Below are 11,762 nucleotides of genomic sequence, written 5' to 3' on the forward strand. Positions count from 1 at the left end.
GTGGCAGGAAATAACAGAGAAGTTGGAGTGGGCAATGGTGTATTTATCCAAAAACGGCAAAAAGAGTAGGCAGAGAAAATCCAAGCAAAACAACACGTTAGACGGTATTATTAATTCGCTTGCCGCTTAAGGTTCTGTACATGAGGCTCTGTTACTTGAGGATATTAGCTGGACTTCAGGTCGAAATACCCTAAGTTTTTGAGTGGATATTTCTCCCCCCTCCGGTTATCGTAGCCCTTTGGCTCTGGGCTAACTAGAAACTTGTCGCCCATATCGTACATTTAGATAACGGATTCTTGGCCATGTGGCATGACAACGAGACGGCAATTGATTACTTGAATTTTGGCGTGGTGGCAGATGCTTGCGCTAGCATGCTCACTCAAGCCAAAGGCGAGCCAATATCTATTGGCGTTTCCGGCGGATGGGGGACAGGCAAATCTTCTTTGGTGAAGATGATCGCAACTCGGTTAAAAGCCCCCTCTGGGGTTGTGCCCAACGAAAGCAACAAACCAGCAAATGACTTCGTTGTCCTTACTTTCAATCCATGGCTGTACCAAGATTTTGAGTCAGCGCGCAGCGCTCTGCTTCAGATCGTTGGTGATGAGATTGTTAAACTTGCCAAAGAGAACGAAAAAATTGCAGATAAAGTCACTGAGCTATGGCGTCGAATCAACCTTCTCAGGATTGCCCAGCTGAGTGGAGAGGCGGCCCTCACACTGACGACGGGCATTCCGATTGGTGCGCTTGGAAAAACATTTAATAGCATCGCAAACTTCTTCACGTCTGAGGGAACGACAGACGAGATCGCGATAGATTCTGAGGCGATCACAGCAACGAAAAATGGTTTGCTGAAACCGAAAGAACTATTCTCGATGCCAGCCAATATCCAGGCGTTCCGAGATACCCTAGAAAGCCTTCTTGCCGAACTCGAAATCACTTTAGTGATTTTCGTCGACGACTTAGATCGATGCCTCCCTCAAACAGCTATTTCAACACTCGAATCTATTCGCCTGCTGCTGTTCATTCGTCGTAGCGCTTTTGTCATTGCGGCAGACAATGACTTCATCAAGGCCGCAGTAAAAGTCCATTTCGATGGCGCTGGAATTTCAAGCGACGTGGCCACCAATTATTTTGACAAGCTCATTCAGGTGCCGCTTCATGTTCCGAGACTGGGCCTCAATGAAGCGAAAGCTTATCTGGTACTGCTTCTGTTGGAACGCGAGGCCAAGTTTGGTTCACTCACTCTTGAGCAATTTGAAAGAGCCCTTGAGCTCATTCCTGCAAGATTACGAAACAGTTGGAAAGGCGAAACGATTAATCAAGAGTTTCTCTATGACCTTGTCGGAGCAAACGAGGCTCTTCGGAGCTTGATGAACCTTGCTGAAGGATTGGCATCACTACTCCATGGCTCGTCAGCAGTTAATGCTAATCCTCGGCTTATGAAACGCTTCCTCAATACGGTATACCTACGCGAGGCCCTTTCAGCACCTCAAGGGATCAAGCTAGATATTGCTGCATTGGCGAAGTGGCATCTTCTTGAGCGCTGTGATGAGTCACTCGCAGAGGCTATCGCTGGTCAAGTACATTCCGACAATGACGGCCGAGTGCAGCTCCTTGCTGACGCAGAAGAGGCGGCCACTAAACAAGTAGATTTACCAACCCCCTTCAAGAGCAATCCCTTCACACGACAGTGGCTTCAATTACCCCCCCTACTCGGCACAGAAGATCTTCGCCCACTGCTACACCTGAGCCGTGATTCGGGTACTCGCGACTTTGGTGATGACAATATGAATCCGGACTCACGCAAGCTTCGTGACGCACTGAAAAACGCAACAAGCGGACATCAATCCCTCACGGACCTCATGAACAAAGTTGGTCCTGACCAGACAGAACTCGCGATGACTAAGGCGTGGCAGAGTTGCAGTAATGCTCGAACCTGGAGGCGAAACGAGGAAATCGTGATGCTCGTTGAGTGCTGTAAGACCTTTCCAGTACTAGGGAAGAAAGCTGCAGGTCTGTTGGAGCAAGCGCCTCTAAAACAAGTTGGTCCCGGCATCATACCGACCTTAGGAGCTCAGCCCTGGGCACGAGAGATCTTGGAACGTTGGGTCGATGTAAACGAACTATCAAAGCCCACAAAGGCAGCGATTGAAAATCTAAGGAAGAAACACTGATGGGGACTTCAACATCAAGTAGTGGCGGCCGCGCAGGCTCTCCTTTTGACCCTGAATGGCTAACTCCAGACCAGACTGTACCAAGCTCAGTCGGTGGTGGAGGGGAACAACCTGACTCTGAACAAAATGGCTCCGGCGATGAACCTGACAATAATGTTACTCCCGTACCTGAAAACGTATTAGCGCCGAACCGTCGTTTCGGTCCCGCACGTTCGAAACTAGGTTCTTACCTCCGAAATGGCAACCGAGACGATCTCCGTGATGCAACTCGGAGTATGGTGTCAAAAGGCATGGGTGGTGCAAGCCGTGCAGCTTCTACCATGCGTAGCACCGCTCGGGGGGCTGGTGCATTAGGCCAATTCCTTGCGGCAGCTCGGGACGGCACAGACCAACGGGTTACGGACTGGGTCGCCCACTGCAGGTCGGCCAATCTTTCCGCTTCTGACTTGGCGCTTGAAGTTTTAAAAGAGGTGATCTCAGGAGCTGGCAGTATTGACGAAGATTCTCTGCGTGACGCAGGTACAGAGGCTCTAGCCAAGCTTTACGAAAACCACCCAGATGTTGATATTTTTGATCTGACAGATGATCAAATTGCCGACGTGATCGGACTGACGATATCGAACCAAATTTGTCAGCGTATAGATATGCAACTCGGCCAAACCTACGAAAAACTCAAGCATGATCCAGCCCAGATCCAACTACGCCGAGCTGACATAAAGGAATGGGTATGGGCGGAAGTGCGGGTTGTTCTGGAAGAAAAAAAAGCCACCCATACAGACCCAAAGAGTTTGGCACAGTCAGTACTTCAATCCGCCATGCAGGTATTTGCCGAATGAACAAAATTTTGTGCTGCAAAGTTGAAAGAGTTCCGCAACAACTTCAAACAAACGAGCGAGTGTTCACATATTTCAAGAGTGCCAAACGAGATGGCGTTGGCACAATTGCCAACCTCTGGCCTAGAGCATTGAAGCGAGCAGGATTCCAGCCATCAACGGAGGCCTGGGACTTTGTTCAGTTTTGTCTTGCTGTTTGCAGTGCCGACTTAGCTAGTCCCAGAAGCACCAGTGCAGATGGATGGACCCGTACAATCCAACTCACCGTAGGGCTTTGCGAACCTCAGCGATGGGTACATCTTAAGCCGCGTCTTGAAGAAATGTTGAAGGTTTTAACCGGCGACTATTGGACCCTGATATTTAATGACGCCGGGGTTGAGGCGCCTCAGGGAGATGGGGCATACCTTCAGAATGATTGTGTGTCTTTACTATCTGGTGGCCTCGATAGCCTGATTGGTGGTATCAATTTGGTCACAGAAGGCAAACGCCCTCTTTTTGTCTCACAACTTGCACATAAAGATTCGGAACGGCAGCGGCGTTACGCAAATTTGCTGGCAGGTACGGGCTCACATTATCAATGGAGCCATGGTATTAGCTTCAGAGGTGCACGAGAAGCGTCGACTCGAGCCCGATCTTTGGCCTTCTACGCATTTGCCGTGCTGGCTTCGACGAAGGTAAATCTCCCGAAGCCACCAATCTATATCCCTGAAAACGGATTTATCTGCATCAATCCGCCATTAGTCCCCGGCCGTGTATCAAGCCTGAGTACACGAACAACTCACCCTCTCTTCATTGGTATGCTTCAAAGTGTGCTCGACGAACTTGGAATTTCTGTAGAGCTTATTTTGCCCTACCGCTTCAAAACCAAAGGCGAGATGATGCGCGAATGCCTTGACCAAAAGCGATTGAGAGAGCTAGCCTCAGACTCTACAAGTTGTGGGCGCTTCAGGACTTATAATCGTCAACATTGTGGCCGCTGCGTACCTTGCTTGATTCGTCGAGCTGCTTTCTTAGCCTGGGGACCAGGGACAGACGCAACTAACTATCGTTTTCCATCCGTACTCGGCAGCGATAAGTCTGGAGCTCCTGATGATCCGATGGCAATCGCTCTTGCTGTGCTTGACGCGAAGCAGAGAGGGCTAGATCGATTCCTAGGCGGCACACTGGCGTTTGCTTCTATAGATGAACGCCCAAATTATCGCAGAGTCCTCCAGAAAGGGCTTGCTGAGCTAGAAGCAGTTCTAGTGCAGGATCAATTGCTGTGATCGACTTCCACTGCCATGTAGATCTCTACACCAACGCAAGGGAAGTCCATGCCAAAACCTTACGTCGCAATACATTCACGTGGCTCGTAACTACAAGTCCGAAGGCTTTCCAAGCAACAAGTTCAGTGTTTGGTCATAATGAAACAATGTTGATCAGCCCAGGCCTTCACCCTGAAATCGTCGGGGACCGTTTCCAAGAGTTGGATCTCCTATTAGAGCAGCTCAATAGCACAATTGCTGTCGGGGAAATTGGACTGGACGGTTCCAAGAGGCATGCATCTAGCTACTTGAAGCAGAAGCAAGTCTTCGCTGCAGTGGTAAAGCGATGTCATGATATTGGTGGACGAGCACTCAGCATTCACTCGAGGCAGGCAGTTCCAGACGTATTATCACTACTCCAAGAGTATCCTGACCACGGTATCCCTGTATTACATTGGTTCACCGGAACGATAGCTGAGCTTAAAGCTGCAACTTCGCAAGGCTGTTGGTTCAGTATCGGCCCAGCTGCGTTTAATTCTGCAGCTGGAAAAGCATTGGCTAAAAAGCTCCCGAAGGACAAAGTCGTTCCTGAAAGCGACGGTCCTTTTGCTCAGTTAGATGGTCGTTCGGTAATGCCATGGGATTTCGAAATAACTGTCAATCTACTTAGCGATGCTTGGAACGTTCCTGCGTTAGATGTTCGATATCAATTGGTTAGCAATGCTAAGGTATTACTTGAACATCTTGGCTACTCGACAGCGAATTGGCAAATATGACCAGGATGAGTCACTAAGAGGTATACCAATCGAGTTGCAGTTAGAGAAAAATGGTTTAAGGGTCTCGCTGGTTTAGTATCTTATTGGGTCCCAACCTAGAGCCGCAAATAACCGCCGAACAATTCGCGAGAGTCACACGGCTTGTATTTGAGCAGCACTACGAGAGCCTAACTGGGTTGCCCTTCTTCACAAGCTTCCCCCTGAACTGCTGTCAGGGGGCCTCTGTGGTGTTTTAAGCTATATCTTACTGGGGAGATGGGCCAGCTGACTGGAGATCCAGTCGTGGATATCACCGGGGGTTGCAATGACAGTCTCCAGACTGAAGCGTTTCACACAACAGGCCACTTCGGGGTAATCCTGATCCTGAGTGGTCCAGACATCATGCTTAGCCCAAGGATACTCTTCAGCAATGTCGTCCCAACTGTACGCAGCATCTTTCGTGTAGCAGTACAGATGCAACTCCAGTGAAGAGGAGCCAGTATGCGGGTCGTAGTCCATTGCCTCCGGTACTGCATCGATGAACGCATCATCAGTGTTCAGGCGGAAGTAGAGCACGATGTCCCCTTGTTTCGCATGCTCCGACTGACCGCCTCGCTGGTAGCAGTAGAAGGACTGAAAAAGGGGTAAGAAGCTCCAAGCCGCTCGCGAAGACGGTTTAGAGGTGCTTTTTCCGATACCCTCGCCCTCCATGCTTCCCCAGAAACGAAAGTTAGCGTTGGCCGCTTCGCTCGCTAGTTTATCTAATTGCGGCAGGATCCGTTCATAAAAGCCCTCGAGCAAACGGTGAGCATGTCTGACCTGAGTGACCAGCGATCGTGCTTGGGATATTTCCATTTGTTATCTCCTTACTAACTCCAGTGTTGAAGTTGTTCGATACCAGTAGCCAAGGGCATGGCATCAGCCTTGTCCACCATCGGCAGCCAACTTGGGATAAGCGGAGCCATACCATAAAGTTCGAATGCGCTCTGCCAGTCACGCAGGATCGCTTTATCCTGACGAGTGCTAAAGAGCTCATTCTGTCGTAGCCAGCAGCGAAGCGGCTCCCATTCACAGGCAGACATGCTCTCAAAGCGCTCAGGTAATTCCGTCTGTTCCAGTGGTCTTGGTACTACGTTGCCCAAGGCGATGTAGTAGATCGTTTCATACTCGGCATAAGCCTCTTCAGTCGTGATGGCGTCCATTTGGTTAAACCACTGCGCTTGATACTGCGCACCGCCGAATGGGGGTTTTACCTCAATGACGAATAACTCTCGAGCGAAGCGAAGAACTACGTCAGGTTCAACCTGCTCACCCAATGAATTCCTCAAACGCGGCCATAGCTCTAACTCCATGAAATCTGATAGGTCGAGTTGCTGACGTCCAAGCAGGAACGCCAATAGCGCCGATAATGCGCCATCTGAAAGATATGGGATTCGTCCAAAAAACGTCGCGGTGAGCAGGTCTTCACTGCGATGAAACACATCGCACCAACGTTGCGATTCATCCTCACGCCCAATCCGTCCAGCCTTACTACTCAAAATCGCTTGTAACATTTCCCCTCCAGCTTTTACTGCAGACCTAAGGCATGATCCTCTCACCTTTCGATGATGAATACTCTGTAATAGGACACAGACTGAGCCTCTGATGAACCAAATCTCAGACATATGTTATCTCCATGAACCTACCTCAGGGACTGCTTCGGCAGTCCCTTTTTCATTGGAGATCTCTATGGCTCATTTGATTGATTCCATGGCCTACACTGGCCAAACCCCTTGGCATGGCCTCGGCAATAACCTACCCCCACAGCAATCCCTCGATGTCTGGCTGCAAGCAGCCGGGATGGACTGGACCATCGAGCAAAGCGATGTGCTGTACCAAGGCTCGCCTGACAATCCCATCCTGCACACCTACCCCGACAGCAAAGTCCTCTACCGCTCCGATACCCTGGCACCGCTATCGGTGGTCTCACAGCGCTACAACGTGGTACAGCCCCATGAGGTGCTGCACTTCTATCAAGATTTGGTGGAAGCCGGAGGTTTCGAGCTGGAGACTGCAGGCTCACTCAAAGGTGGTCGCAAACTTTGGGCTTTGGCCAAGACCGGCCAGGACCTGATGCTCAAAGGCGGTGATCTGGTGAAGTCCTATCTGCTGCTGGCGACCAGCTGTGATGGCACCCTCTGCACCACGGCGCAGTTCACCTCGGTGCGGGTGGTGTGCAACAACACCCTGCAGGTAGCAGTAGGGAACCAGACCGGCGCTATCAAGGTTCCACACTCAACCCAGTTTGACGCAACTGCCGTGAAACAAGCACTGGGGCTGGGGGTAAGCCAGTGGGACCATTTCGGTCAGCATGCTAAAGCGCTCAGCCAACGCCCTGTGGCACCTCAAGAGGCACTGCGCTTTTTCAGTGAGCTGCTGGCACAGCCTTTGGATAAAGAGAGCATTGTACTTACCCGGCCTGTGCAGCGTTTGCATGAGCTCTACCAAGGGGCGGGAATGGGGGCCGAGCTGGCCAGTTCGCACAACACTGCGTGGGGATTGGTCAATGCAGTGACCGAGTATGTCGATCATCATCGCCGTACCCGCAGCCAGGATCATCGGTTGGATTCCGCCTGGTTTGGCCAAGGGGCTCAACTCAAATCCCGTGCCTTGGCGCAAGCCATCACCCTGCTGCAGTAGGAGAGAGCATCATGTCCTCATTGAACTATGGCGACCACCTTATCTCCCCGCGCATCGGGTATGAGCACCACGGGATCTACGCCGGTGACGATTGGGTGATCCACTACCAGGGCCCGTTTTCTGGTCATGACGCGTGTCAGGTTGTCATGTCTACGTTAGGGGCGTTTTGCCAGGAGAAGGACTTTATTATCAGGACCCATCCTCAGCGACTGAGCCCGGATCACAGTGTCAACCGAGCGCACAGCCGTCTGGGCGAACGCAGTTATAACCTGCTGTTCAACAACTGTGAGCACTTCGTGATGTGGTGTATCAAAGACCAGCATCACTCACCTCAGGTAACCCGTGCCGCCCAAACGGTAATCGCTTCTCAGGTGGTGAAAGCCTCGGTCGGAAAGCTGGCCTCCACGACCGGAGCCGGACTGACTGGTGCCTATGTCAGTAGCACCGCAGCGACGTCCACTGCGGCCTCCCTGGTTGCGATAGGGAGCGCGCCAGCATGGGCTCCAGTAGCTGTGGGGGTTGTCGCGGCTTACGGTGCCCACAAGCTGTGGGATTGGCTAACGGAGTAGACGGCTCATCAGGGCCGTCATGGTATCAGTGACCCATTGACGATCATCGTCGGTGAGTTGCTCGAGTTGGTGAGCTAATCTGACGGCTTGCTCAAGGGGCCGCGAGCTGGTTTCACGGAGCAAGTCCGTCAGCTCACATCCAAATATTTGTGCCAACTCAGCCAGTCGAACGATAGTGGGCACCACAATCCCCCGCTCCATGCGAGATACCGCCTCCATCCCAATCTGCAGCCGTTCCGCGACTTCCTCTTGGGTCATTCCCCGTTGTTGACGTTGATAAGCAATGGCTCTGCCCACTGCTTTGGCTAACGCGTCCTGATTGATATCCATCACACCTCCAGATTCAACTTTTAAAGTTGACACCCGGACTTGTTGACATGAAGGACTCAAAACGATGAGGATCGCCCTTAATGGTTGATTTTGGTTGAGACTGGACCGAATGGGTCGAATTACATCAAGACATTTTAGAAGGAAACAAACATGAAGAAATCCATGGTATTGCTAGCGATGCTGGCCACCGCCCAGGTCCAGGCTCTGGATGGCTCACAGACATCTGGCGAAGAGGGCGTGTGGCGGCGACAAGCTAATTACCCGCTCGCGGGATACAACTACACAGTAGCGTTGCCAGGCTCGGGGGAAGATCGGGTCGATTTTACTATCGCCTGCCACCCGACTCAGCCTGTCGCGCTGGATGCCAACCTCGGTTACTCACACATGGGGGACTTTGGCTATAGCGGCGTAGGGCTGGTGATTGATGGCAAGCGTTTTGAGAACATCAGACAGCTAGGGGAAGATTTCCCGGCATTCTGGGAAGCACTGCGTCACGCCAAACAGGTGGAGATGCTGACCAAAAACCAGCAAGTTCCCTTACCCATAGAGGGGCTCACCGCCGCGCTGCCTGCCGTCGATTCACCCGAATATATCTGTAAAGCACGCCCCAAGCCGGAGCCAGTCAAGACTCCCGATCCCAAGGGGGTTTGGAAAGTAACGGGTGATGCCCACAAGGGCTATCAATACTCTGTGCAAGCGCCAACAGGCTATCGGGTATTCGCCATCACATGTGCACCCAATAAACCAGTAGAACTCAAGGTGGCTATCGACGCTGACAATTACGGCACCAGCGCAACCCGATCCGATTTTGTCTTTGTCATTGATGGCAAACGCTATGGCGCAAAAGCATCCTTGGCTGAAAACTTTGCTGATGTCTGGGATGCACTCAGAGCTGCCAAGCAGCTTGACGTCTATCCGACCGGGTCTGGTTATAAGGTCTCCTTCCCAACAAATAACCTCGCCAATACTCTCCCTGAACGGGAAAGCGCGGCTTTTCCTTGCCAAACGGCGCAAGAGATCAGCGCTGCCCAGTTAGACGATGACTTGGCCAACGTAGAACCGCTGAAGGAGGGCGATGTGCAGTTGAGAAAACGCGGTAATCCCTACTACGGTTCGCAAAGCTGGAACAAGTACCTGCTCGACATTACCAGCCGCAGTAACCGGATGGTGATCACCGACCTCAAGATCAACCGGGGCCGCTGCACCATAGACCCGCAAGCCAAGTTGCCCTTCCGAATGGGCTTTGGTGGCAAGATAACCTTGTCGATGCAGCCCGCCGACTGCAACCCCCTCGAAGTCACTGTGACCACGCTGGGAGGAGAGCAGACCCTCTCGTTTGACCAATAACCCAACCCAGGGAGGCAACAGCCTCCCTGTTATTTTTAAAAGGTAACCACAATGAACCGAGTTATCGCGTTGCTGGTGGCACTTGCCACCAGTGGTGTCGGGGCAGAGGAAAATGGCTGGTCTAACAGTTGGGGGCCGGGCACACAGGCGAACTACACCGTCAACCTCGCAGGCGCCACCCTGCTCACTATCATCTGCCGAGATGATGCGCCGCTCACCATTTTGGCGACGGTGAACGGTCGTGATTATGGCAGCGAAAGCAGGCGTCAGTTTGCCTTGCTGGTGGACGGGCAACGCTACGATGCCCCTTACCGGCAAGGGGACTTCCCCACGTTCTGGGAAGCACTTCGCAACGCAACCTCGGTGACGCTATTGCTGCCGTCAAATCCCCCCATCGATTTGCCCACCAGCCGCCTTGCAGAGGTACTGCCAGCCATTGGCTCGCCAGATAACAACTGTATTGCGCCTGGGTCATCACCGGACTTTGGCACACCGTGACGATGGCTTACACCAACCATTGCAACCACACCCAGAGGGAGGCGAATGCCTCCCTCGTTTTATTGGATATATGACAAGGAACGCTTATGACTATTCCCTTTTTCCGGGATGGCTTTGCCCTGCCCGTTACCCAAGCGCTGCTCACGTTACTCAATCAGGAGGTTGCCCATGTCGGCCTCAACCTCGAGCGCCTGACCCAACTCACCTTCAACTTTCGCAGCCCCACCTACAGCCCCGAGCAGGGAGGGGCTCACCCGGTCGAGATCCGCTTGATACGCGGCCTTGATGGCTGGCTGTTCGATTACGTCACCGACTTCAGCTACCAGGGACTGGGCCAGGATGCCGAGCTCAGCAAGGAGCTCGATTTCAACTTCCTGGATGACGAACACTATCTGCAAGGGTGGGGGCCTATCCAGCGCTCAGAGGCCCATGAGTTATTCACCCTGTGGCAAACCAACTTTGTTGCCTACTGCCGGATGGCGTACTTCACCGTTACGGTCAGTGGGGAGTAGGAGGTGTGTGATGACTAACGAACTGCCGCCATCTCACTATTCACGCCAGTGGCTTGGACTGGTTGCGGCTAAAGCTAAACTGCAGCCGACTCGCCGGGGCGAGCGCTGGTTGCTGCACCTGACTCCTTGTAGCCCAAACGCTCGCACCGTCACGCTGCACTTACGTTGGACTGGGGAGCTGTGGCAACTGCTCTCCCTCACCAATGCCGAGGACTGGCGCACCATGAGTCAGCCCGTGGATGAAATCTGCGTGGACCCCAAGCGCCAATGTTTCTGGCGCTGCCAAGCAGGCCCTATCCCGCTCTCTGAACAGCCTCGTGTACTGGGCAGCTTTCTGGCCGACCTGCAGCGTACCTGCATTCATCACGGCTATCGCGTGGAGAGTGACTCCTTACCTCAAGAGGAGGCGAAAGGTGACAAAACAACCGATCGCCGTTGAGCTTGAAGCGATTAATCGAGATGGCGAGACGCAGGTGGTGCGCGACAGCGGCCTGACCGTACAAGGTTACAGCGTTTATCTGCGGGCGGTAGAGACCAGTGGGTTGGCGCTGGCCACCAGGATAGCTGACTACGACACCATAGGACCTGCCTACCAGTTGGCAGAGCGGCTAAGTATTGCGCTCGCTATCCTACTCAACGTACTGGTCCCCGGACCGCTGATGCCGGTGAAGCGCACCCCTACAGCCGGAACAGGAGCAGAAGCCGCCACCAAGGCCAACTGAACACCCCTCACAGTGAACCAACAACCGCTCTACCTTTAACCCTGACATGCTTTATGTGTGCCGGGGTTTTGTTTATTTGGAGAACCCCACATGCGTTAC

Annotated in this window: 14 protein-coding genes; 11 read left to right on the forward strand and 3 right to left on the reverse strand. The window is 52.6% G+C overall.

The features are described 5' to 3' along the window. Positions 1–302: 302 nt before the first annotated feature. The 4 genes from J9889_RS13450 to qatD are packed head-to-tail and all read left to right on the forward strand — an operon-like array spanning position 303 to position 5,027. Positions 303–2,174: a P-loop NTPase fold protein gene (locus J9889_RS13450; protein WP_202211543.1), complete on the forward strand. Its 1,872-nt coding sequence runs from the start codon at positions 303–305 to the stop codon at positions 2,172–2,174. Then, positions 2,174–3,010, forward strand: coding sequence for a hypothetical protein (locus J9889_RS13455; protein ID WP_202211544.1), 837 nt, complete (start codon positions 2,174–2,176; stop codon positions 3,008–3,010). The genes J9889_RS13450 and J9889_RS13455 overlap by 1 nt, the downstream gene beginning before the upstream one ends. Next, the gene (qatC, locus tag J9889_RS13460; protein WP_202211545.1) at positions 3,007–4,272 is read left to right on the forward strand and encodes a Qat anti-phage system QueC-like protein QatC; all 1,266 of its coding nucleotides are present in this window, start codon (positions 3,007–3,009) and stop codon (positions 4,270–4,272) included. The genes J9889_RS13455 and qatC overlap by 4 nt, the downstream gene beginning before the upstream one ends. Then, positions 4,269–5,027: a Qat anti-phage system TatD family nuclease QatD gene (gene qatD, locus J9889_RS13465; protein WP_202211546.1), complete on the forward strand. Its 759-nt coding sequence runs from the start codon at positions 4,269–4,271 to the stop codon at positions 5,025–5,027. Before qatC ends, qatD begins: the two co-directional genes overlap by 4 nt. Before the next feature lie 237 nt (positions 5,028–5,264). Here qatD and J9889_RS13470 read toward each other — a convergent pair whose 3' ends face one another. Continuing rightward, on the reverse strand, positions 5,265–5,861 hold the full coding sequence (locus tag J9889_RS13470; protein WP_171276699.1) for a hypothetical protein: 597 nt from the start codon (positions 5,859–5,861) through the stop codon (positions 5,265–5,267). A 14-nt stretch (positions 5,862–5,875) separates the two neighbouring features. Beyond that, the gene (locus J9889_RS13475) at positions 5,876–6,559 is read right to left on the reverse strand and encodes a hypothetical protein (RefSeq protein ID WP_164537308.1); all 684 of its coding nucleotides are present in this window, start codon (positions 6,557–6,559) and stop codon (positions 5,876–5,878) included. 175 nt (positions 6,560–6,734) lie between these two features. Here J9889_RS13475 and J9889_RS13480 point away from each other — a divergent pair, with 175 nt between their 5' ends. Beyond that, entirely contained in the window at positions 6,735–7,685 is a 951-nt protein-coding gene (locus tag J9889_RS13480) for a DUF932 domain-containing protein (protein ID WP_210557013.1), read from the forward strand. An 11-nt stretch (positions 7,686–7,696) separates the two neighbouring features. After that, entirely contained in the window at positions 7,697–8,254 is a 558-nt protein-coding gene (locus tag J9889_RS13485; RefSeq protein ID WP_134697244.1) for a lecithin retinol acyltransferase family protein, read from the forward strand. On the opposite strand, the gene J9889_RS13490 is transcribed toward J9889_RS13485, so the two are convergent. Beyond that, positions 8,243–8,587: a helix-turn-helix transcriptional regulator gene (locus J9889_RS13490; protein WP_210557015.1), complete on the reverse strand. Its 345-nt coding sequence runs from the start codon at positions 8,585–8,587 to the stop codon at positions 8,243–8,245. The genes J9889_RS13485 and J9889_RS13490 overlap by 12 nt on opposite strands. Positions 8,588–8,734: 147 nt before the next feature. On the opposite strand from J9889_RS13490, the gene J9889_RS13495 reads away from it, so the two are divergent. The 5 genes from J9889_RS13495 to J9889_RS13515 all read left to right on the forward strand — a co-directional run bounded on the left by J9889_RS13495 (position 8,735) and on the right by J9889_RS13515 (position 11,663). Then, entirely contained in the window at positions 8,735–9,931 is a 1,197-nt protein-coding gene (locus J9889_RS13495; protein ID WP_134697246.1) for a hypothetical protein, read from the forward strand. 51 nt (positions 9,932–9,982) lie between these two features. After that, positions 9,983–10,429, forward strand: a complete 447-nt coding sequence (locus J9889_RS13500) for a hypothetical protein (RefSeq protein WP_134697247.1) — start codon at positions 9,983–9,985, stop codon at positions 10,427–10,429. Positions 10,430–10,515: 86 nt separating this feature from the next. Next, positions 10,516–10,941, forward strand: coding sequence for a DUF2787 domain-containing protein (locus J9889_RS13505; protein ID WP_134697248.1), 426 nt, complete (start codon positions 10,516–10,518; stop codon positions 10,939–10,941). A gap of 10 nt (positions 10,942–10,951) precedes the next feature. Further along, complete coding sequence (locus tag J9889_RS13510) at positions 10,952–11,380, forward strand: hypothetical protein (RefSeq protein WP_134697249.1); 429 nt, start codon at positions 10,952–10,954, stop codon at positions 11,378–11,380. Further along, on the forward strand, positions 11,355–11,663 hold the full coding sequence (locus J9889_RS13515) for a hypothetical protein (RefSeq protein ID WP_134697250.1): 309 nt from the start codon (positions 11,355–11,357) through the stop codon (positions 11,661–11,663). Before J9889_RS13510 ends, J9889_RS13515 begins: the two co-directional genes overlap by 26 nt. The last annotated feature ends 99 nt before the right edge of the window (positions 11,664–11,762 follow it).

The organism is Aeromonas sp. PrichA-15 (assembly GCF_017939245.1).
GTDB classification, from domain to species: domain Bacteria; phylum Pseudomonadota; class Gammaproteobacteria; order Enterobacterales; family Aeromonadaceae; genus Aeromonas; species Aeromonas caviae.

Coding starts and splice junctions, on each gene's coding strand:
- J9889_RS13450 (WP_202211543.1), top strand. CDS start 303: ATGTGGCATGACAACGAGACGGCAATTGATTACTTGAATTTTGGCGTG.
- J9889_RS13455 (WP_202211544.1), top strand. CDS start 2,174: ATGGGGACTTCAACATCAAGTAGTGGCGGCCGCGCAGGCTCTCCTTTT.
- qatC (WP_202211545.1), top strand. CDS start 3,007: ATGAACAAAATTTTGTGCTGCAAAGTTGAAAGAGTTCCGCAACAACTT.
- J9889_RS13470 (WP_171276699.1), bottom strand. CDS start 5,861: ATGGAAATATCCCAAGCACGATCGCTGGTCACTCAGGTCAGACATGCT.
- J9889_RS13475 (WP_164537308.1), bottom strand. CDS start 6,559: ATGTTACAAGCGATTTTGAGTAGTAAGGCTGGACGGATTGGGCGTGAG.
- J9889_RS13480 (WP_210557013.1), top strand. CDS start 6,735: ATGGCTCATTTGATTGATTCCATGGCCTACACTGGCCAAACCCCTTGG.
- J9889_RS13485 (WP_134697244.1), top strand. CDS start 7,697: ATGTCCTCATTGAACTATGGCGACCACCTTATCTCCCCGCGCATCGGG.
- J9889_RS13495 (WP_134697246.1), top strand. CDS start 8,735: ATGAAGAAATCCATGGTATTGCTAGCGATGCTGGCCACCGCCCAGGTC.
- J9889_RS13500 (WP_134697247.1), top strand. CDS start 9,983: ATGAACCGAGTTATCGCGTTGCTGGTGGCACTTGCCACCAGTGGTGTC.
- J9889_RS13505 (WP_134697248.1), top strand. CDS start 10,516: ATGACTATTCCCTTTTTCCGGGATGGCTTTGCCCTGCCCGTTACCCAA.
- J9889_RS13510 (WP_134697249.1), top strand. CDS start 10,952: ATGACTAACGAACTGCCGCCATCTCACTATTCACGCCAGTGGCTTGGA.